The organism is Brenneria corticis (genome assembly GCF_003115855.1).
In the GTDB taxonomy this organism is placed as follows: domain Bacteria; phylum Pseudomonadota; class Gammaproteobacteria; order Enterobacterales; family Enterobacteriaceae; genus Brenneria; species Brenneria corticis.
Map to the genome: position 1 here is coordinate 1 of NZ_KZ819091.1, position 21,215 is coordinate 21,215.

The 21,215-nt window shown below is 56.3% G+C and carries 23 protein-coding genes; 2 read left to right on the forward strand and 21 right to left on the reverse strand.

Annotated features, from left to right (window positions below; genetic code table 11):
- Nucleotides 1-344: 344 nt before the first annotated feature.
- Nucleotides 345-1,697, forward strand: coding sequence for a molecular chaperone (yegD, locus tag DDT56_RS19135; RefSeq protein ID WP_136168003.1), 1,353 nt, complete (start codon nucleotides 345-347; stop codon nucleotides 1,695-1,697).
- Between the two features lie 325 nt (nucleotides 1,698-2,022).
- Nucleotides 2,023-2,937 carry a glutamate/aspartate ABC transporter substrate-binding protein gene (locus DDT56_RS19140; protein ID WP_136168004.1) on the forward strand — a complete coding sequence of 305 codons (915 nt, stop codon included), beginning with the start codon at nucleotides 2,023-2,025 and terminating at the stop codon, nucleotides 2,935-2,937.
- Between the two features lie 120 nt (nucleotides 2,938-3,057).
- Here the strand turns inward: DDT56_RS19140 and DDT56_RS19145 are convergent, their stop codons facing one another.
- From DDT56_RS19145 to DDT56_RS19240, 21 genes are all read right to left on the reverse strand, one after another.
- Nucleotides 3,058-3,597 carry a glycine zipper 2TM domain-containing protein gene (locus DDT56_RS19145; RefSeq protein ID WP_136168005.1) on the reverse strand — a complete coding sequence of 180 codons (540 nt, stop codon included), beginning with the start codon at nucleotides 3,595-3,597 and terminating at the stop codon, nucleotides 3,058-3,060.
- Between the two features lie 344 nt (nucleotides 3,598-3,941).
- Nucleotides 3,942-5,246 (reverse strand): NAD(P)/FAD-dependent oxidoreductase, encoded by a 1,305-nt coding sequence (locus tag DDT56_RS19150; protein WP_136168006.1) that lies wholly within the window; start codon nucleotides 5,244-5,246, stop codon nucleotides 3,942-3,944.
- Nucleotides 5,247-5,537: 291 nt separating this feature from the next.
- A complete protein-coding gene (gene ycfP / locus DDT56_RS19155) occupies nucleotides 5,538-6,080 on the reverse strand; it encodes an alpha/beta hydrolase YcfP (protein WP_136168007.1) in 543 nt (180 codons plus the stop codon).
- Nucleotides 6,081-6,136: 56 nt separating this feature from the next.
- Nucleotides 6,137-7,165 (reverse strand): beta-N-acetylhexosaminidase, encoded by a 1,029-nt coding sequence (gene nagZ, locus DDT56_RS19160; RefSeq protein WP_136168076.1) that lies wholly within the window; start codon nucleotides 7,163-7,165, stop codon nucleotides 6,137-6,139.
- Nucleotides 7,166-7,244: 79 nt separating this feature from the next.
- On the reverse strand, nucleotides 7,245-8,108 hold the full coding sequence (locus DDT56_RS19165; protein WP_136168008.1) for a phosphotransferase: 864 nt from the start codon (nucleotides 8,106-8,108) through the stop codon (nucleotides 7,245-7,247).
- Nucleotides 8,089-8,664 (reverse strand): penicillin-binding protein activator LpoB, encoded by a 576-nt coding sequence (lpoB, locus tag DDT56_RS19170; protein ID WP_136168009.1) that lies wholly within the window; start codon nucleotides 8,662-8,664, stop codon nucleotides 8,089-8,091. Before lpoB ends, DDT56_RS19165 begins: the two co-directional genes overlap by 20 nt.
- 21 nt (nucleotides 8,665-8,685) lie before the next feature.
- The gene (locus DDT56_RS19175; protein ID WP_136168010.1) at nucleotides 8,686-9,069 is read right to left on the reverse strand and encodes a YcfL family putative periplasmic lipoprotein; all 384 of its coding nucleotides are present in this window, start codon (nucleotides 9,067-9,069) and stop codon (nucleotides 8,686-8,688) included.
- Between the two features lie 7 nt (nucleotides 9,070-9,076).
- A complete protein-coding gene (gene hinT / locus DDT56_RS19180; protein WP_136168011.1) occupies nucleotides 9,077-9,433 on the reverse strand; it encodes a purine nucleoside phosphoramidase in 357 nt (118 codons plus the stop codon).
- A 205-nt stretch (nucleotides 9,434-9,638) separates the two neighbouring features.
- The gene (locus tag DDT56_RS19185) at nucleotides 9,639-9,938 is read right to left on the reverse strand and encodes a dehydroquinate synthase/iron-containing alcohol dehydrogenase family protein (RefSeq protein WP_136168012.1); all 300 of its coding nucleotides are present in this window, start codon (nucleotides 9,936-9,938) and stop codon (nucleotides 9,639-9,641) included.
- A gap of 79 nt (nucleotides 9,939-10,017) precedes the next feature.
- The gene (locus tag DDT56_RS24425) at nucleotides 10,018-10,167 is read right to left on the reverse strand and encodes a hypothetical protein (protein WP_168197651.1); all 150 of its coding nucleotides are present in this window, start codon (nucleotides 10,165-10,167) and stop codon (nucleotides 10,018-10,020) included.
- A gap of 480 nt (nucleotides 10,168-10,647) precedes the next feature.
- Nucleotides 10,648-12,081, reverse strand: coding sequence for a PTS glucose transporter subunit IIBC (gene ptsG, locus DDT56_RS19190; RefSeq protein ID WP_136168013.1), 1,434 nt, complete (start codon nucleotides 12,079-12,081; stop codon nucleotides 10,648-10,650).
- 318 nt (nucleotides 12,082-12,399) lie between these two features.
- A complete protein-coding gene (locus DDT56_RS19195; RefSeq protein ID WP_136168014.1) occupies nucleotides 12,400-13,194 on the reverse strand; it encodes a metal-dependent hydrolase in 795 nt (264 codons plus the stop codon).
- Between the two features lie 19 nt (nucleotides 13,195-13,213).
- Nucleotides 13,214-14,227 (reverse strand): DNA polymerase III subunit delta', encoded by a 1,014-nt coding sequence (gene holB / locus DDT56_RS19200; RefSeq protein WP_136168015.1) that lies wholly within the window; start codon nucleotides 14,225-14,227, stop codon nucleotides 13,214-13,216.
- Nucleotides 14,227-14,883 carry a dTMP kinase gene (gene tmk / locus DDT56_RS19205; RefSeq protein WP_136168016.1) on the reverse strand — a complete coding sequence of 219 codons (657 nt, stop codon included), beginning with the start codon at nucleotides 14,881-14,883 and terminating at the stop codon, nucleotides 14,227-14,229. Before tmk ends, holB begins: the two co-directional genes overlap by 1 nt.
- On the reverse strand, nucleotides 14,870-15,892 hold the full coding sequence (gene mltG / locus DDT56_RS19210; protein ID WP_136168017.1) for an endolytic transglycosylase MltG: 1,023 nt from the start codon (nucleotides 15,890-15,892) through the stop codon (nucleotides 14,870-14,872). The genes tmk and mltG overlap by 14 nt, the downstream gene beginning before the upstream one ends.
- Before the next feature lie 14 nt (nucleotides 15,893-15,906).
- Nucleotides 15,907-16,704, reverse strand: coding sequence for an aminodeoxychorismate lyase (gene pabC / locus DDT56_RS19215; protein WP_136168018.1), 798 nt, complete (start codon nucleotides 16,702-16,704; stop codon nucleotides 15,907-15,909).
- 142 nt (nucleotides 16,705-16,846) lie between these two features.
- On the reverse strand, nucleotides 16,847-18,088 hold the full coding sequence (gene fabF, locus DDT56_RS19220; RefSeq protein WP_136168019.1) for a beta-ketoacyl-ACP synthase II: 1,242 nt from the start codon (nucleotides 18,086-18,088) through the stop codon (nucleotides 16,847-16,849).
- A gap of 80 nt (nucleotides 18,089-18,168) precedes the next feature.
- Complete coding sequence (gene acpP, locus DDT56_RS19225) at nucleotides 18,169-18,405, reverse strand: acyl carrier protein (RefSeq protein ID WP_005970506.1); 237 nt, start codon at nucleotides 18,403-18,405, stop codon at nucleotides 18,169-18,171.
- A gap of 154 nt (nucleotides 18,406-18,559) precedes the next feature.
- Nucleotides 18,560-19,294, reverse strand: coding sequence for a 3-oxoacyl-ACP reductase FabG (gene fabG / locus DDT56_RS19230; protein ID WP_136168020.1), 735 nt, complete (start codon nucleotides 19,292-19,294; stop codon nucleotides 18,560-18,562).
- Nucleotides 19,295-19,308: 14 nt separating this feature from the next.
- On the reverse strand, nucleotides 19,309-20,238 hold the full coding sequence (gene fabD, locus DDT56_RS19235) for an ACP S-malonyltransferase (protein ID WP_136168021.1): 930 nt from the start codon (nucleotides 20,236-20,238) through the stop codon (nucleotides 19,309-19,311).
- 18 nt (nucleotides 20,239-20,256) lie between these two features.
- Nucleotides 20,257-21,210 carry a beta-ketoacyl-ACP synthase III gene (locus tag DDT56_RS19240; RefSeq protein WP_136168022.1) on the reverse strand — a complete coding sequence of 318 codons (954 nt, stop codon included), beginning with the start codon at nucleotides 21,208-21,210 and terminating at the stop codon, nucleotides 20,257-20,259.
- Nucleotides 21,211-21,215 lie beyond the last annotated feature (5 nt).

The following is a 21,215-nucleotide window of genomic DNA, read 5'->3' on the forward strand; positions in this document are numbered from 1 at the left end:
GTATAAATAACCGGTAACTGTCAGATCAGGTCTGAGCTAATACATATTATGGCTATTGCAATCTTTCATATATCTGGCTCCTGTTGCATTTATAGTGCTTGGCGCTTATTTTTTTCTTAATTTCATTCCGACCTACTCAGCCCCACTTATCATCATCTGGATTATAATTGTTTCGTTTTTTTACATAAAATATAATCGATGGTATTAAAATTTTTGATTATATAACGTTTTTTTTCATTCTTTAAATCTGGCCGCCGATGGGCGATTGCGCATATCCCCCTTTACAACCCGCGGAGTAACGCAGTAAAGTCCCCACCCTTTTTCCTTGGCATGGGTGATTCAGGATGTTTATCGGTTTTGACTATGGCACGGCCAATTGTTCCGTGGCGGTGGCGCAAGACGGCGCGCCACGGCTGGTGCCGCTGGAAAACGACTCCCCGTATTTATCCTCGCTGCTCTGCGCCCCGGTGCGCGAAGCCGTCAGCGAATGGCTGTGGCGCCATCATCAGGTCGAAGCCAGCGGCGAAAGCGCCCTTTTGCTGCGGCGCGCCATCGGCTATAACCGCGACGAGGATATCCGCGTTCAGCCGGACAGCGTGAAGTTCGGGCGGGACGCGTTGCGGCACTATATCGCCGATCCGCAGGAAACCTGGTTCGTTAAGTCACCCAAGTCCTTTCTTGGCGCCAGCGGCCTGAAGCCTCAGCAGATCGCCCTGTTCGAAGATCTGGTCTGCGCCATGATGTTGCATATTCGCCGGCGGGCCGAGCGGCAGCTCGCCCAACCCGTCACCCGGGCGGTGATCGGCCGCCCGGTTAACTTTCAGAGCAGCGGCGGAGAAGAGGCTAATCGGCAGGCGCTGGGTATTCTGCAACGCGCCGCCCGGCGCGCCGGTTTTCAGCAGGTGATGTTTCAGTTTGAACCGGTCGCCGCCGGGCTGGACTTTGAAGCCAGGCTCGATAAAGAGACCCGCGTGCTGGTGGTGGATATCGGCGGCGGCACCACCGACTGCTCGATGCTGCTGATGGGCCCCGAGTGGCATCGACGACGCGACCGGCAGCAATGCCTGTTGGGGCACAGCGGCTGCCGGGTGGGCGGCAACGATCTGGATATCATGCTGGCCTTCAAGCAGCTGATGCCGCTGCTGGGGCTGAACGGCCTGACGGAGAAAGGCATCCCCCTTCCCGCGCAGCCCTGGTGGAATGCGGTGGCGATTAACGATATCCCCGCGCAGAAAGACTTTTACAGCCCGGCGTGCCGAACGCTAATCAACGAAATGATACGCGACGCCCGGCAGCCCGAGGCGGTAAAACGTTTGCTGACCGTGTGGCGCCAGCGGCTGGGCTATCGTCTGGTGCAACTGGCGGAAGAGAGCAAAATCATCTTGTCCGACGCCGCACTCGCCAGCGCCGACCTGCACTTTGTCGAACCGGGCGTCACCGCCGCCATCGACAATAGCCAGCTGAGCGCCGCCATCGCTCAGCCGTTGCTGCGCATTCAGCAGCAGATCGAGCTGGCGCTGAAGAGCAGCCAAACCCGTCCGCAGGTTATCTATCTGACCGGCGGCAGCGCCCGTTCGCCGCTGCTGCGCCAGGCCATCGCGCAGTTGCTGCCCGGCATCCCCCTCGCCGGCGGCGACGACTTCGGCTCGGTCACCGCCGGACTGGCCCGTTGGGCGGAGATTTTGTTCCGCGATTAACCCATCATGCCGGATAAGGCTATCCCTGAGATGCCCCTCCGGCAGTATTGTCCCTGCTTATGGTGCATACCCGCGCTCCCTGATAGTGCAGCGCAGCGCTCGGCCCTTATCCTCCCCGCTATCCAACCTCATGTTTCCGCCGTTATGGCGATACGGCGCCCGTTTTCAGCCGCCCATCGCCCGGGATATGCCGTCGCCGCCTGTCCGAGGCCGACATATGGCACTAATATTGCTTTATAACCCTGAAATCCCGCGGCCCCACATAAGCGCCGCCGCATTCTTCACACATCAGGGCTGCAGTTCAAACATCACCACGGAGAACATAATGAAAATAGCAACACGGGTATCACTGGTTTTGATCGGGCTTGCCTGCCACGCGGCCTATGGCGCGGACGCCGGCAGCGAAAACGGGGCGATTCCGACCGACACGCTTAAAAAAATCAAGGACAGCGGTACCATTGTCGTCGGGCACCGTGAATCCTCCGTGCCCTTCTCCTATTACGATAACCAGCAGAAAGTCGTCGGCTACTCGCAGGAATATGCGAATGCGATTGTCGAAGCGGTGAAAAAACAGCTTAACGAGCCCAATCTGACGGTGAAAATGCTGCCCATCACCTCACAGACGCGTATTCCGCTGCTGCAAAACGGCACCATTGATTTTGAATGCGGCTCCACCACCAATAATGCGGAACGGCAGAAACAGGTCGCTTTCTCCAACTCCATCTTTATCGTCGGGGGAAAATTGCTGGTCAAAAAGGGAAGCGGTATCAATGATTTTCAGGATCTGTCGGGAAAACCGGTCACCACCACCGCCGGCACCACCAACGAAATTCTGCTCAACCAGTTGAATGATAAAAACAAGCTACAGATGCGCATCATCTCGTCCAAGGATCACAGCGACGCCTTCCGCACGCTGGAAAGCGGACGCGCGGTCGCCTTTTATATGGATGACCCGCTGCTGGCCGGCGAGCGCGCCAAGGCGAAGAAGCCCGATCAATGGGAAATCGTCGGCACGCCGCAGTCTCACGAAGCCTATGGCTGCATGCTGCGCAAAAACGACCCCTCCTTTAAAAAACTGTTGGATGAGACCATCGCGCAGGCGCAAACCTCGGGTGAGGCGGAAAAATGGTATCAGCGCTGGTTTACCCAGCCCATCCCGCCCAAAAACATCAATATGAATTTCGCCATGTCCGACGATATGAAAGCGCTGTTTAAAACGCCGAACGATCGCATTCTGTAATCGAGTTTCACCATGCGCAGCAGGAAGGCTAAAAGACGTCAGGAGTGATAGAAGAAAAACGCCGCCCGGATAATTGCGCTATCAGGGCGGCGAAAAAAAAAGTGGTCGGGCCGGCGAGCATCAGCTCTGTTGGTTAAGAATCAGCTGGCCGTTTTTATCCACCGGGATCTGCGTTCCGGGATCGCGGTCCATACGGATTTTGCCCTGCTGATCGCCAATCTTATAGGTGACGTCATAACCCAGCACTTTCTGTGATTTGTCGTACACGGTCTGACAACGCTGCTGTGTCGTCGTGTAGGTATCATTTTCCTGCATACTGCCCTGAACTTTATTACCGGCATAACCGCCCGCCAAAGCGCCGGCGACCGTCGCCACGTCTTTGCCTCGACCGCCGCCGAACTGGTGTCCCAGCACCCCGCCCGCCACGGCGCCCAGTACCGAGCCGGTAATTTTATGTTCATCCTGAACCGGGCGACGATTGGTGACGCTAACGTTACGACACTCCTGGCGAGGAGTTTTTACCGTTTCTTTTATTGGTGTTGCCGTAAGCACCTGCGCAAATTGCGGTTTGGATGAGAACACATCCATACTCGCCACCGCCGCCACACCCAATGCAGCAGCCACACCGATACCTACACCCGCTAACATTGATTTGTTCACAGGATACCTCCCGAATATATTTCCACGCATTCCCCACCTGCGGCCCTGGATTCAGCACAGCTCGCGTTTCACGCGATGAGCCCGGTGGTTCCTCCCGAATGTGAATGATCCCATTCAGGATGTGCGACGTGCGTGCAACGCCGCCTGTAAACAGTGGGAAGTCTGCACAATGTTTCTAGCTCTCGCAATAAGACTAATTAACCAAATATGTTTTTTTGATAACAAAAAACCATCATTTGAGAGTTATCTTAATAAGAATAGCTAATAGTCGATATTTTATACTGAATGGCGGGCGGTACGGAATAAAACCGCCTGCGGCGGGCAGGCGGCGGAGAATGACAGCATCAGTGCAATTTAAGGCGCGGACGAATAACCCGATTGATACCGCCCACCAGCATCATCAGGCCGGTTTTAACATAGCCGTGCAACGCAATCTGATGCATACGGTATAGCGAGATATAGACGAAACGGGCGATGCGCCCTTCTATCATGACCGAACCGCGCATCAGATTGCCCATCAGGCTGCCGACCGTACTGAATTTTGACAGCGAAACCAGCGAGCCGTGATCTTTATACACGTACGGTTTCAACGTCTGGCCGTTCAATAGCGCCAGGATATTGCTATGGCAGCGCGATGCCATCTGGTGAGCGGCCTGCGCCCGCGGCGGAACAAAACCGCCGCCTTCCTGCGGACAGGAGGCGCAGTCGCCAATGGCGAAAATGTTGGCGTCGCGGGTGGTCTGCAAGGTCGGCTCCACCACCAGCTGATTGATGCGGTTGGTTTCCAGACCGGCGATCTCTTTCATCGCGTCAGGCGCTTTAATCCCGGCGGCCCATACCATCAGATCGGCTTCGATAAACTCGCCGCCTTTGGTATTCAACCCGCCCGCGTCGGCGCTGGTCACCATCGTGTTGGTCAGCACCCTGACGCCGATATTGCTCAGCTCCTGATGGGCGGCCGCGGAAATGCGCGCGGGCAATGCCGGCAGAATACGTTCTCCCGCTTCCACCAGCGTCACATTCAGCGTCTCTTTATCCAGGCCGTCAAAGCCGTAGCTGTGCAGCTGTTTCACCGCGTTGTGCAGCTCCGCGGAGAGTTCCACCCCGGTGGCGCCGCCGCCCACGATGGCGATATTGACCCGCTCTTTTTCATCCGTCCGGGCGGTGAATTTCAGGAACAGGTTCAGCATTTCATTATGGAAACGCCGCGCCTGTTTCGGGTTATCCAGGAAAATGCAGTGCTCTTTTACCCCAGGCGTACCGAAGTCGTTGGAGGTGCTGCCTAATGCGATAACCAGAATGTCATAAGGAATTTTGCGGGCGGCAACCAATACTTCGCCCTGATCGTCGCAGATTTCAGCCAGTTGGATATGCTGCTGCTGGCGATCGATATCCGTCAGCATGCCCAGTTGAAACTGGAAATAATGATGGCGGGCATGAGCCAGATAGCTCAGCGCGTCCATATCGTCATCCAGCGACCCGGTGGCGACCTCATGCAGCAGCGGTTTCCACAGATGGCTGTGATTGCGGTCGACCAGCGTAACCTGCGCTTTTTTCTTACGGCCCAGCTTGTGGCCCAGACTGGTCGCCAATTCAAGTCCGCCGGCTCCCCCGCCGACAATAACGATTTTTTTGCTTGGTACTGTCAAAATGCCCCCCTAAATTGTGAACCAATGGTTAATAAAGGGTAAAATAATAATATCCTTATATTACATAGGGTTCGCATAAGTTAAATACGCTATCTGCTGCAAGAATAGCATGTCGGGTCATATGGTCATACCAAAATTGATATATATCAATTTATTTTCGGTTCAAGGGTGTGACCGCCTGAAATTTTATCTTTATTTCAGTTAATTAGTCGCGGTAGAAGAGAAAAAAGAGTGACAACGTCACCAGAGCGTATCCGCCGCGGCGACGAACGGGAAATGACCGATTGGCGTTCAATCCAGCAGTTTAAATAATTTTATGCGTTGCAAATGGGGAGAGATATTCTTGAATTTATGCGGCTGCTCCTCATCCCAGATAATTTCATAATAATCGCCCAGCACCTGCGCACTGCGCCGGCTGTCGAGCATTTCATCCTCGCGGGATAATATCGCCAGGCAGCGCCGACGGTTTTTCTGGCGGAAATTGGCGACGCATTTGTTCGCAATATCCAGATACTCTTCCGGGCGATCGATTTTACCGCCCATATTTTCCTCCGGATAAAGATTGGGATTGAAAATCACCTGACGGATATTGCACAGGAAGCCGACCCGCTCCGCCCAGAAGCCGCCCAGCCCGACGCCGCATATCAGCGGACGCTCATCGTCGGCTTGCCGAATCATTTTATCTACCTGCTTCAGCAGGTGTTGCATATCGTGACGCGGATGCAGCGTGCTATAGCTCAGCAGCCGAACGTCATCATCAATAAACTCCAGTTGCAGCACCTTCTCATGGTTGCCGGGACTGGTCGAATCAAAACCATGCAAGTAGATGATCATCGCTATCCTCACCCCTGTTTTGCTACGCCGCGTCGCTCACGGCGTAGCGGAAGAAGCTATTTCCCGCTCTCTTTATGCGCTTGCCAGCGGGCGCTGAGCGCCGTAAGCGCCTGATTGGCCTGCTTCCAGCGCGGCGACTCCAGCAACTGACTGCGGGAGAACGCCCCCCGATGATATAAGCTGGTCAGTCGATCCGCCGTGACCGCAGACAGGTTATCCAGAATGCTTATCGCCCCATCGCGGCGATTACACACCAGAATCATGTCGCACCCGGCATCCAGCGACGCCTGCGCGCGCTGCGGATAACTTCCCATCACCGCCGCCCCTTCCATCGACAGGTCATCAGAAAAGATAATCCCGTCGAATCCCAGCTCCTGGCGCAGCACCTGCCTGAGCCAGAACGGCGATCCGCTGGCCGGACGCGGGTCGGCCGCGCTATAAATAACGTGGGCGGGCATTATCGCGTCCAACTGCCGCTGCTGAATCAATTCCCTGAAGATCAGCATATCACGGGCGCGGATTTCATCCAGCGGCCGGGGATCGCACGGCGTCTCTTTATGCGAGTCCGCGCTGACCGCGCCGTGGCCGGGAAAATGTTTCCCCGTCGCCTTCATTCCCGCTTCGTGCATTCCGGCGATAAAGCGCTGCGCCATCAGCAGCGCTATTTCCGGCCGCGCATGAAACGACCGTTCGCCTATCGCCGCGCTCTGGTGGCCGATATCCAGCACCGGCGCAAAGCTGATATCAATATCCATGGCGATCATCTCCGACGCCATCACCCAGCCGGCCTCTTGCGCCAGCCGGCACGCTTCCGGCTCGGGGTTCAGCGCGGCAAACGCCTGGGCCGCCGGCAAGGAGGTAAATCCCTGCCGGAAACGCTGCACCCGGCCGCCCTCCTGATCCACCGCCACCACCAGACGCTCACGCGACGCCGCACGGATTTGCCGCACCAGTTCACGCAGCTGTTGCGCATCATGAAAATTTCGGCTGAATAAAATGACGCCGCCAACCAGCGGATGGGCTAATACGTCGCGATCTTCAGCATCCAGCTCATAGCTGGCGACATCTAACATTACCGGACCCAAGGAAAACCTCATTGATTACTTGATTTGATTGATATGCCAGCCTGATGCGCTATCGGGCCGATGTTGTACGCGTGCGTCGTCACTCCGCTATTCCCAGGCGCCGGCGCAGCGGCGCCAGCGCTTGCAGAAACTTCTCCTGCCCTGTCTGCCGCCAGCGTATTTCGAACCACATCAGCGTCAGATAATCGACCCACGGCAGCCACTGCGCGGTATGCCGTTGCAGGCGCGCGACGGAAAATCCCGGGCGCCGCTGGTGATAGCGTTGCAGGAAACGCCGCTGCGTTTCGCCATCCAGCCGATTGGCGCGCACAATAAACGCCAGCTCCAGCGCGATATCGCCATCCGCCGCATACTCCCAATCGATAAGCATCATCCGCTTATCGGTCAGCAACAGGTTGTCCGCATGCACGTCCAGATGCAGCGGCGCAATCGCCAGCGGCTTGGGGAGCGCCAGGCGCTGGAAATGGCGATGAAGCCGCAACAGCGTCGGTGAACGCCGACGGCGGTCCATCTGCTGCCAGTGGCGGGCGAACAGCGGCTTCAAGGCCAGCGGATGACCGCTGGGCGGCCGCTGATGAATACGGGCGAGATAACCGGCCAGTTCGCCATCGCTCAGCGCGGCGGAAAACTCCGCCGCCGTCGCCGCGCGGCCCGCCGCCCACTCGATAATCAGCCAGCCGTCCCGCCACAACAACGGACGCGGCGCCAGTCCCACACGCGCCATCTGCCGCAGCAGACGAAACTCACGCTGCCGATCGCTGCCCGACAGGCGCCCGGATGCCGACTGCGGACGCGCCAGCCCGTCGAATTGTTCCGAGCGGATGCGCCAGCTTTCGCTGCTTAATCCGCCGATGGGAGATAAATGAAAACCGGCGGACTCGGCCGCCGGAAAGTGCTTACTGATAACAGCGGTAAGCTGTTGTTCAACGTTGGACTTCGCCATTTCCCGACCAGACGATTTCGCCGGTCTGCACCAGCATCAGTTGCATATCCAGCACCGGTGATTTCACATCGCCGCTCACGTCGCTGTAAAGCACATACTGCGCGCTGACATAACGAGCCAGACCGATCGCCTTGCTGCGCGATCCCAGGCTATCGTCAACCGACAGCCCCAGCGTTTGCTTGGCGGCGTTCACCTGTTCCCGCGGCACCAGCGTAAAGGTATTGCCGGCCGACAGCGCATTATACAGCGCGCTATTGGCTTTCGCCGTCGGCAACGCCCCGTTGGTGTTGTTTTTTACGCTATCCAGCAACAGGATACTGCCCGGCGCCACGCCATCAGCCTGCAACATCTGGGCGACCAGCGGATTAATGCTGGCGTCCCAATTCAGCGTCTGGATTTTAGGCGGCGGCGGAACCGGCTCGCCCGGCGGCGGCGTTGTCGGGACCTCCGGCTCTACCGGCTCAATGGTCGCGGGCGGCTCCGTGGGCTCCGGCGGTCGGCTGGGACACCCCGTCAACACCAGCGCCGCCAGCACTACCCATAGATATTTTTTCATGCTTCCTCTCTCAACACACCATTATAAAAACAGATGAAGGCGAACCTGGCGCACATCAGGATTGCCGCGCGTTGAAACCACGCTGATTTCCGTCTCGGGCGGGATCACTATGGTTCGGGCTGCTTCATAAGGCAATACGTCCAAGCCGTTGTCGTCATACCAATAGAAACGATAATGTACGGTGACCGGCCGTCGCGTGCTATTGCTGACCACGGAAGACGCGCGTTTTTCACCGTTCTTCGTAGCCAGTGAAGGATTACCGGCGGTAATGCCCGCCGACAGCAGCGGCGCATCCAGCACCAGCGTCTGGCGTTCATTGATGGTGAGCACCCTGGGGGCGCCGCAACCGGCCAGCACCCCCAGCATCAACAGTACCGACAGACATCGACTCAGCGGATTGCGCATCGGCGGATTATGTCCGCTCGGCCAGCAGAGGCCCTAAAGGGCGGCCGCCGAGCAGGTGCAGATGGACATGGTAAACCTCCTGCCCGCCGTGCCGGTTGCAGTTGATAATCAGGCGATAGCCGTCATCCGCAATTCCCTCCTGGCGGGCGATTTTCCCGGCAACCGTAATCATCCTCCCCAGCGCGGCTTCATGTTCGGCCGTCGCGTCATTAACGGTGGGGATCAATACGTTGGGCACGATGAGAATATGGGTCGGCATGCGTGGCGCAATGTCGCGAAAGGCGGTCACCAGTTCATCCTGATAGACGATATCGGCAGGAATTTCCCGGCGGATAATTTTACTAAAAATGGTTTCTTCAGCCATGATTGATTTCCTTTTTAAAACCAGCGCAGATCAAACTCGTGTAGGCAGTATGAGTGACATATTCCATTTCTTTCAACCTTCTTCGTCTATTTGTGTCGCAAATGGATATTTCGCCAGCGACGCCATAAAAAAGGTCCATGCAAGTCATGAACCTTTTTTACGCTATCAGCCGGTCAATCCCCCTCGGGCGATCGGTATTGGCCGCTTATTTATCGCGATAGTATTTACCCAGCGAGTCTGCAATCTTCATGGCGTCATAGACATCGTTGGCCGTGACTTTTTTTACCATGTTGATCATCGTGTCGCCTTCAGCGCAAGCAACTTCAGCAACGGCGCGCCAATCTTTTTCTTTCCATTCCATCAACCCGAAATCTTCCAGGCACAGCGGCAGCTTGGCGATCTTGATAATCTTGATGACTTCTTCCAGCTCTGTTTGCGGCGCATTTTCCAGCACCAACTGCGTTAAACGATGACGTCGCAACCGTTTTTTTCTCTTATTTGACACAGGCGGTCGACTTCTTTTTGTGCATTCGCCCGCGAATTTCTCTATAACCCCACCGACATTGTTTTTTTGCAGATTGAATTTAGTCGTTGAATTGACCGTCTCCAGAAAAAACGTCGCAGATAATAAGGGCCTGATGACCAAAGTCTTTAATATATGCGCTGGGGTCCAGCAGAAGATCTTTTGCGATGATGAACTTCTTGGGCGAAGATATTGAGCGATGACCAGACATGAATAATTCCCTTTTTTTATAAAAAAATTTTAAAAAAACTATAGTTATTTTAATTAACTTAAATCAAATGGAAGCCGGGCCTGGATTGATTCAGATCAATCCAGACGTTAACTTAAGTTATATTGATATGAATGGCTAATTTCAGATAGCATCATAAAAGGCCTCATTTTGCTACAAGCCGCGTATCTGTTCAATTTTAGGCAAAAAATACAATACCTCGTGCGGCTGTGAGGGAATTTTTCTGCGAATTTCCACCGAATAACATTAAATAACTTAATGCTTAATGGGTTAACCTGGTTTTCTTAGGTTAAAGCCGGAAATGGCGCGGCAGGGGTAGTGGGCGTGCCGCTGGGTTGTAACGCGGCGATGGGAAGGGAATTATCCCGAGTAAAGGAAGGATGTATGCCGCATATCCATTAAAAAAATGCCGGACACCTTAGCGTCCGGCATTAGCAGGCTTTCGCCCCTTCAACTCATGGATCAGTTATTGCGGATATAGTCGTCCATATCGGTTTTCAGGTTATCGGACTTGGTGCCGAAAATAGCCTGAACGCCAGAACCCGCAACAACGACGCCCGCTGCGCCCAACTGTTTCAAACCAGCCTGATCGACTTTTGATACATCGGCCACGCTCACGCGCAAACGAGTGATGCAGGCATCCAGGTTGGTGATGTTTTCTTTACCGCCGAACGCGCTAACCAGCGCCGCCGCCCTTTCGCCGCTTCCCTGAGCGACCTGTTCGGAGGACGAGTCTTCGCGACCGGGCGTTTTCAGGTTCAGCTTGGCAATCAGCACGCGGAACACCGTGTAGTAAATCAACGCATAGCCCAGACCGACGATCGGGAACAGCCACAGATTGCTGCCGTTGCCGCTCAGCACCACAAAGTCGATCAGGCCGTGCGAGAAGCTGGTGCCGTCACGCATATCCAGCAGGATACAGATCGGGAACGCCAGACCGGCCAGAATCGCATGGATCGCATACAGAATCGGCGCCACGAACAGGAACGAGAACTCGATAGGCTCGGTGATCCCGGTGAGGAAAGAGGTCAGCGCCGCGGAGATCATGATACCGCCCACTTTGGCGCGATTCTCTGGCTTGGCGGAGTGCCAGATGGCGATGGCGGCCGCCGGCAGACCGTACATTTTGAACAGGAAGCCGCCGGATAATTTACCCGCGGTCGGGTCGCCCGCCATATAACGGGGAATATCGCCGTGGAACACCTGGCCGGCGGCGTTGGTGAATTCGCCAATCTGCATCTGGAAAGGCACGTTCCAGATGTGGTGCAGACCGAAAGGCACCAGCGAGCGTTCAACAAGGCCGTACAGGCCGAACGCCACTACCGGATTCTGATAGGCGCCCCATTGGGAGAACGCCTGAATGGCGCGTCCCACCGGCGGCCAGATAAATGACAGCACAATACCCAGGACGATCGCCGCCAGACCGGAAATGATCGGAACAAAACGCTTGCCGGCGAAGAAGCCGAGGTACTCCGGCAGCTGAATACGATAAAAGCGGTTAAACATATAAGCCGCGATGGAGCCGGCGATGATGCCGCCTAACACGCCGGTATCCGCCAGGTGCTGAGCTTCAATCTCCGCCGCCGACAGATGCAGAACCAGCGGGGCGACCACCGCCATGGTTTTCACCATGATGCCGTAGGCAACCACCGCGGCCAGAGCCGATACGCCATCGTTATTGGTGAAGCCCAGCGCCACGCCGATAGCGAAAATCAGCGGCATATTGGCAAAAACCGATCCGCCGGCCTCCGCCATAACATGGGAAACAACGGCAGGCAGCCAGCTAAAATTTGCCGCCCCGACGCCCAGCAGGATACCTGCGATGGGCAATACGGATACCGGCAGCATTAGCGACTTACCTACTTTTTGCAGGTTTGCGAATGCATTCTTGAACATAATTGAGTGTGCTCCTGAGTAATAGTACTTTTACTGCTTGATGCTTCATATGCGTAAAGGTGGGGAAAATACCCTTTACCTATCGGGGTGTCTTAGCCCCCTTTAATTTTTACGCAGAGTAAAATAAATAGCGCCGCCAGTGTTTGACTGCTATCACGTTTCAACAAGCCGGCCAGCGTAAAAAGCGCATAAATTAAGCTTATTAATGACATGTGACTAAAAAACACCCATCCCCGGAGAGGAAAATCTTATCCAGAGTGCGCATCTATCGCTATTAATTACACAGCCCAAAAAAAACTCGGCTATTCTCAACCACTATTACCCGGTGGTCAACCGTGCCGGATCGATATGGAACAGACGGGAAAAATTCTCGGTGGTGGCCGCCGCCAGACTCTCCAGCGTTACGCCTTTCAGCACGGACAAATACTCCGCCACATCACGGACATAGGCGGGCTGATTCTCCTGCCCCCGAAAAGGAACCGGCGCCAGCCAGGGGGAATCCGTTTCAATCAGCATCCGATCCAGCGGCACATAACGCGCCACCTCGCGCAGCGCTTCCGCGGTGCGGAATGTGACAATGCCGGAAAACGAAATATAGAACCCCATATCCAGCAAGGTCTTCGCCGTGGCTAAGTCTTCGGTAAAACAGTGCAGCACGCCGCCGCATTTCTCCGCCCGCTCTTCCTGCAGAATCGCCAGCGTATCTTCCCGCGCCGCGCGGGTGTGGACGATAACCGGCTTGTCCAGATGGTTGCCGATACGAATGTGCTCGCGAAACGATGCCTGCTGCTGCGCTTTAGTCTCTTCCTGATAGTGGTAATCCAACCCCGTCTCGCCCAGCGCCACGACGCTATCGGACGCGGCAAGCTGGCGCAGCTCGGCGTAATCGTAGGGCGCATCCTGATTTAACGGATGAACGCCGCAGGAGAAGGCGACGTTATCCCGCTCGCCGATCAGCTGCGTCATGGCGCGGAATCCGGGAAGCGTGGTGGCGACCGCCAGGATGAAGCCAACGTCGCGTCGTTTGGCTTTATCCAGCACGTCGGCGACGTCTTTATGCAATGACTGATAATCCAGCCCGTCAAGATGGCAATGGGAATCAACTAACAACATGCTATTTACTCGAAATCGATTATGCGGAAAAGGGATGAAAGCGTCGCTGGACAGGCGTGGACAGGCTCTGTTCGCCGTCAAGCAATCGCTCGGTTAATAATAGCTCACGGTTCACCGCGGCTACCGTCAGCAACTTTTGCCGGCAGGCCAACCATTGATGCAGTTCGTACTGTAGCTGAGGATTGGCGGATTCATTAGCCAGACGCTCAATCAACGCCGTCTGATCCAGATTCACCAGATGCTCTCCCGCGCCCTGCTGCCACTTCACCGCATCCAGCAGCAGCGATGCCAGCCAGTGAATACGCTCGGCGGCATCTTCATGATTAAGCTGCGGCGTCAGCGACAGCAGATCGTGCGAGGAGAGCGCGGCGGAGAAGGACTGGCATAAGGCCGTGCGCTGCTGCCATCGATCCGCCTGCAACAGTTTCTCCGCCGCCAGCGGGGCGCCGGCCTGCAATCTTAACGCGGTGCGCAACGCCTGCGCATCCTGCTGATGGCGCGAATTCAGCCACAGGATGCTGTGCGTTTCATCCGGAACGCCCAGATAATGATACAGGCAGCGGCTGCGCAGCGTCGCCAACAGACGGGCGGGTTCACGGCAGCCAAATAAAAAATAGGTCCCCTGCGGCGGTTCTTCCAGGGTTTTAAGCAGCGCATTGGCCGCCGCTTCGGTGAGCTGCTCCGCCGACGGCAGCCATATCACTTTCGCGCCGCCCTGTCGGGCGTGCTGATACAGCTTATCCAGCACTTCCCGCACCGGGTCGATCCCCAGGCTCTGTTTGCCTTTTTCCGGGCTCAACACATACCAGTCAGGGTGCGTCCCGGCGATCATCAGATGACAGGAATGGCACTTACCGCAACTTTTCATCCCGTCCGGGCGCTGGCACATCAGCCAGCGGCTCAGCGCATAAACCAGCGAGTCCTCCCCCATGCCGGATAAAGCATGCAGCAAGATGGCGTGGTGCCCTCGCCCCGCCTGGTATTGGCCGATCAACTGGCGGTATGACGCGTTAAGCCACGGATACCAGTCCATCAGGCGCGCTCCCGCGGGTGCAATCCCTGATTTCGCAGCCACTGGCGTAATACCGCCTGAATGTCGGCGCGGACGTTTGCCATCGGCTGCGACGCATCGATGGTGATGATGCTGCGGTCCTGCGCCGCCAACGCCTGATAGCGGGCGCGGGTTCGTTCAAAAAAGGCGAACGACTCCTGCTCGATGCGGTCCAGTTCCCCGCGCTGGCGGGCGCGTTGCAGCCCCAGCGCCGGCGGCAAGTCGAGATACAGCGTCAGATCCGGGCGAAAATCCCCCAGCACCGCGTCGCGCAGCGACAGCAGCAACTGCGGGTCGATGCCGCGCCCTCCCCCCTGATAGGCCTGGGAGGAGAGATCGTGACGGTCGCCAATCACCCAGTTTCCCTGAGCCAGCGCCGGCTTGATCACATTTTCCACCAGTTGGACGCGGGCGGCATACAGCATCAGAATTTCGGCTTTATCCGTCACCTTCTCGTCGGCCGTCCCCTGCTTGATCAGCTCACGCAGCTTTTCCGCCAGCGGCGTACCGCCGGGTTCACGGGTAAAAATCACCTTATCAACGCCGTACTCGCCCAGCGTCTCGACCACCACGTTGCGCGCGCTGGTTTTCCCTGCGCCTTCCAAACCTTCCAAGACGATAAATTTACTGTTGTCCATCCCGTTCCTTTAACGCTGAGCGGTATTGCCTTACAGCACGATTATGGTCTGCAAGGTTGGTTGTGAAGCTGTGCCCGCCTTTACCGTCGGCCACAAAGTAAAGGTACGACGTTTTAGCCGGATGAGCGGCCGCGTCCAGCGACGCTTTTCCCGGCATGGCTATCGGCGTCGGCGGTAAACCGGAAATCACGTAGGTATTGTAGGGCGTCGGCGTATCCAGCGCCTTGCGGGTAATCACGCCCGTATAGGCGTCACCCATGCCGTAAATAACCGTCGGATCGGTTTGCAAACGCATACCGACGCGCAGGCGGTTGACGAAAACGGACGCCACCTGCGGGCGTTCTGCGCTGACCGCCGTCTCTTTCTCGATGACCGATGCCATGGTTAACAGCTCATCGGGCGTTTTATACGGTAACCCATCCTCACGCCCTTTCCATACCTCGTCCACCGTTTTCTTCATGCGCTGATGGGCGCGTTGCAGCAAGGCGCTGTCGGCCGTATCGGCGGTGTACATATAGGTATCGGGATAGAACCACCCTTCCGGATTGGGTTTATCCTTTATCTCCAGCAGTTCGGCAATCTCGCGCACGCTTTTATCCGCCAGCGTGTGCTTAATATAGGGAGACTGACGCAGCGTTTCGAGCCATTCCTTCAGGCGGGAGCCTTCAACAAAACGAATGGCGAACTGCGCCTCTTTGCCGCTGGATAACAGCGCCAGCATTTCGCGAACCGTCATCGCCGGCGTAAAACGGTAGGTTCCCGCCTTGAAGTTCGCCAGTTCCGGCTCAGTGCGCAGCAGCCAGGGAAACAGGGCTCCGTCGGCGATCACATGCTGGTCCAGCAGTAATTTTTCCAATCCGTCACGGCCGGTGCCGGCCGGGAGGGTAAAAATGGTTTCCTGTTCGACGGCCAGCGGCGAAGCGGCAAACTGCTGTACTTTCTGCCACAGCAACAACAGGGCCAGCAACAATAACGCCGGTAGCAGAATAGCAATTTTCTTTCTGTTCATAAATCAACCAACGGCTAACAGTCAGGGCTCAGGAATCGATACAGATCTCTGGAGCGATAACACCAGGTCTCGGCCTGGTTTACGGGAACAATCGGCATTAATGCGTTACAGATAATCACCTCATCCGCATCCGCCAGCGTGTCCAGCGGCTCGCTAACGATATGCAGTTCAAAATCAGAACCCGCCAGCAGTGAAATGATGTGTTGCCTGGCTACGCCATCAACCCCGGCATAGGATAAATCCGGCGTATACACGCGATTTCCCTTGCGCCAGAACAAATTAGCCGCACAGCATTCCACTAGCGTCCCGGCGGTGTCAAGCACCAAGACCTCATCGCCCGCGCGCTGTTCTAGATCGATACGAATCAGAACCTGTTCCAGGCGATTCAGATGCTTTATACCCGCCAGCAACCGACTTCTGGCTAATGCAACCGAACTGAGGCGCAGGCTGATACCCTGCTCGCGCCAATGGGCATAATGAGCGGGATAGTCCGCCTGCATCACGATCCGCGTCGGGCTATCACAGCCCTGAATGCCATATCCCCGTCCGCCCGGTCCCCGGGTAAGCATAACTTTAACGATGCCTTCGCTGCGACCTTGCGCCGCCAGGTTCATCTCCTGCCGCAATGACGGCCAGTCAATGGCGGGCAGCATCAAACGTTCCGCCGCCTGCCGTAAGCGAGCCAGATGCCTGTCAAGCCACACGATCTCGCCATCGCGCACTCTGGCGGTGGTAAAACACCCGTCGCCAAACTGGGTGCCGCGATCCGACACCGCTAACTGTTCCTGTATGCGACCATTAATCCACTGCATCTATTTCTTCCCTTCGGCTAAGTGCCGTCAGCTTGCCAGCAAACGGGAGGGGCATACAAGTCACCCAGTCCGATTTTGCGCAGGTAAGGATGGCGGACAAAAAAAAACCCGGGAACCGGGTTTTTTACATAGACGTCGACGATCACACCTTACGGAATAACAGCGAACCGTTGGTGCCGCCGAAACCGAAGGAGTTACACAACGTGTACTCCAGATTGCTGACCTGACGCGCCTCATGGGGCACGAAATCCAGATCGCAACCTTCGTCCGGGTTATCCAGATTGATTGTCGGGGGAATGGCCTGATCGCGCAGCGCCAGGATGCAGAAGATCGACTCGATCGCCCCGGCCGCCCCCAGTAAATGCCCGGTCATCGATTTCGTCGAGCTGACCAATACCCGGCCGGCATCGGCGCCGAACACGGATTTAACCGCCTGCGTCTCAGCCCGGTCGCCCGCGGCAGTGGACGTGCCGTGCGCGTTGATATAACCGATTTGCGACGCCGCGACGCCCGCGTCGCGCAGCGTATTTTCCATCGCCAACGCCGCCCCGGCGCCGTCCGCCGGCGGCGACGTCATATGATAGGCGTCGCTGCTCATGCCGAAGCCGACGATTTCCGCATAAATCTTGGCGCCGCGTTTTTTGGCGTGTTCGTACTCTTCCAGCACCATCATACCGGCGCCGTCGCCCAGCACGAAACCGTCGCGGTCTTTATCCCACGGACGGCTTGCCGCCTGCGGGTTATCGTTACGGGTTGACAGCGCGCGCGCCGCGCCGAAGCCACCCACGCCGAGCGGCGTACTGGCTTTTTCCGCGCCGCCGGCGACCATGACGTCGGCGTCATTATAGGCAATAATACGCGCCGCATGGCCGATGTTATGCACGCCCGAGGTACAGGCGGTGGCGATGGAAATGCTCGGACCGCGCAGGCCGTACATGATGGTGAGATGCCCGGCAACCATGTTGACGATGGTTGAAGGCACGAAGAACGGACTGATTTTACGCGGACCGCCCTTCACCAGCGAACTGTGGTTCTCTTCAATAAGACCCAGGCCGCCGATGCCGGAACCGATCGCCGCACCGATGCGCGGCGCGTTCTCTTCCGTTACTTCAAGACCGGAATCGCGCATGGCCTGAATGCCGGCGGCGATGCCGTATTGGATAAAGGCATCCATCTTGCGCGCTTCTTTGCGCGAAATGAATTCCTCACAGTTAAAATCCTTTACCAGCCCGGCAAAACGGGTTGCATAGGCACTGGTATCGAAATGGTCGATCGGGCTGATGCCACTCTGACCGGCAAGAAGAGCACTCCAGGTGGACTCAACTGTATTGCCGACAGGAGATAACATGCCCAGTCCGGTCACAACTACTCGACGCTTAGACACGCTTGTCCTCCAGGGAGGGAAAATATGACGCCGCGGGACAAAAAACTTAGGCGGTCGAGTGACCGCCTAGATATGTTCGCTTACTGCTGGTTAGCCTGAATGAAATCAATGGCTGCCTGAACAGTCGTGATTTTTTCAGCTTCTTCGTCTGGAATTTCTGTATCAAATTCTTCTTCCAGCGCCATTACCAGCTCAACGGTGTCAAGAGAATCAGCGCCGAGGTCATCAACGAAAGAAGCATTGTTTACGACTTCTTCCTGCTTAACACCAAGCTGTTCAACGATGATTTTCTTAACGCGTTCTTCGATAGTGCTCATACTCTTAAATTTCCTATCAAAACTCGCTTTCGCGATGGTTTTCGTAGTGTATAAAATGTTGAAAAAGATGCAACAAAATCCCGGCTGGTCGAACCACGATTTTGTGCTATTTTGCGGTTATTACCGCAAATAACGCAAATAATTGTCGTGCTTTTTAGATCATATACATGCCGCCATTGACATGCAATGTTTCGCCGGTAATGTAACCCGCCTCATCAGAGGCTAAAAATGCAACAGCACTGGCGATTTCTTTAGCGGCACCAAGCCGGTTAGCGGGAACCTGGCTCAAAATGCCTGCTCGCTGTTCTTCTGTCAACGTCTGAGTCATATCTGTTTCGATAAAACCTGGCGCGACAACGTTAACCGTAATACCACGGGAGGCGACTTCACGCGCAAGAGACTTGCTGAAACCAATCAGACCGGCCTTTGCCGCCGCGTAGTTTGCCTGCCCGGCATTACCCATCGTTCCGACCACCGAGCCGATGGTAATGATACGGCCAAAACGTTTTTTCATCATAGCGCGCATTACAGCTTTAGACAGTCGGAATACCGATGTCAAATTGGTATCCAGAATATCCTGCCATTCGTCTTCTTTCATCCGCATCAGCAGATTATCGCGGGTAATGCCGGCGTTATTGATCAAAATATCGATTTCGCCGAACTCGGCGCGAATCTGCGCCAGCGTTTCTTCCACTGAAGCCACATCAGCGACGTTCAGTCGATACCCCTTACCGTTCTCGCCCAGCCAGGCGCTGATTGCCTCAGCGCCCTTATCGCTGGTTGCGGTACCAATGACTTTTGCCCCGCGAGCGACTAACGTCTCAGCGATAGCTCGTCCTATTCCACGGCTTGCGCCCGTTACCAGCGCAATTTTTCCTTCAAAACCCATTGTCTTCTCCATGGTTATTTTTCAAGCGCCGCCGACAGAGAAGCAGGATCGTTCACCGCGGCCGCTGTCAGGGTAGCTACGATTCGTTTAGTCAAACCGGTAAGGACTTTACCCGGCCCGATTTCCAATAGCGATTCAACGCCCTGGGAGGCAATAAATTCGACGCACTCGGTCCAGCGCACCGGACGATGAAGCTGCCGCACCAGCGCGCTGCGGATCGCTTCCGGCGAGGTTTCGATCCGCGCGTCGACGTTATTGACCACGGGAATGCCCGGCTCACTGAAATCAACGGACTCAAGCGCGACCGCCAGCTTTTTCGCCGCCGGCTCCATCAACGCGCAGTGCGAAGGAACGCTTACCGGCAAAGGCAGCGCGCGTTTGGCGCCCGCCGCCTTACAGGCCGCGCCGGCGCGTTCAACCGCCTCTTTGTTCCCGGCAATCACCACCTGTCCCGGAGAATTAAAGTTTACCGGCGACACCACCTGCCCCTGTGCGGATTCGTCACAGGCTTTGACGATGGCGTCATTATCCAGGCCGATGATCGCGTACATCGCCCCGGCGCCTTCCGGCACCGCTTCCTGCATCAATTTGCCGCGCAATTCAACCAGGCGAACCGCCTGCTGGAAATCCAGCACGCCGGCGCAAACCAGCGCGGAGTACTCACCCAGACTATGGCCGGCCATCAGCGCGGGCGTTTTCCCGCCCTGCTGTTGCCAGACGCGCCAGATGGCGACGGAAGCCGTCAGCAGCGCGGGCTGGGTCTGCCAGGTTTTATTCAATTCTTCAACCGGCCCCTGCTGGGTAAGCTGCCACAGATCATAGCCTAAAACGGCGGAGGCCTGGGCAAACGTCTCGGTGACCACCGGGTATTCCGCCGCCAGTTCGGCCAGCATGCCAACGGTTTGCGATCCCTGACCCGGGAATACCATTGCAAATTGCGTCATTTTAAAAATCCTGTTTAATCAAAAACGAACCAGCGCGGAGCCCCAGGTAAAACCGCCGCCGAAGGCTTCCAGCAGAACCAGTTGCCCCGGTTTAATCCGACCGTCGCGCACCGCTTCATCCAGCGCGGCGGGAACGGAAGCCGCCGACGTATTGCCATGACGATCCAGCGTCACCACAACCTTGTCCATTCCCATGCCTAATTTTTTTGCCGTGGCGCTGATAATGCGCAAATTTGCCTGATGAGGCACCAGCCAATCCAGCTGGCTTTTCTCCAGTTGGGACGCGCGCAGCGTTTCTTCAACGATATGCGCCAGCTCGGTCACCGCGACTTTAAACACTTCATTGCCGGCCATCGTCAGATAGGCCGGATTTTCCGGATGGTCGCGATCCAGGTGCGGCAGCGTCAACAGCTCGCCGTAGCGCCCATCCGCATGCAGATGGGTGGACAGAATGCCGGGCTGCTCGGACGCGGTCAATAAAACGGCGCCCGCGCCGTCGCCGAACAGAATCAGCGTACCGCGATCTTCCGGATCCAGCGTGCGCGACAAGGTATCAGAACCGATAACCAAAGCATAATCCACCGCGCCATTTTTGATGTATTGATCGGCAACGCTGAGCGCGTAGGTAAAGCCCGCGCAGGCCGCGGCCAGATCAAAGGCGATGGTATCTTTAATCCCGAGCAGCCGCTGAACCTCGCAGGCCGCGCTGGGGAAAGCGTGCGTTGCGGATGTGGTGGCCACGATCAGCAAACCGACCTGCTCTTTATCAATCTCCGCCATTTCCAGCGCTTTTTGCGCGGCATGGTAACCCATCGTCGCCACATTTTCATCCGGCGCGGCGATGCGCCGCTCACGGATCCCGGTCCGCGTGACGATCCACTCGTCGGACGTATCCACCATCTTCTCTAAATCAGCGTTGGTCCTGATTTGCTCAGGCAGATAGCTGCCCGTTCCGATTATTTTTGTATACATGTACG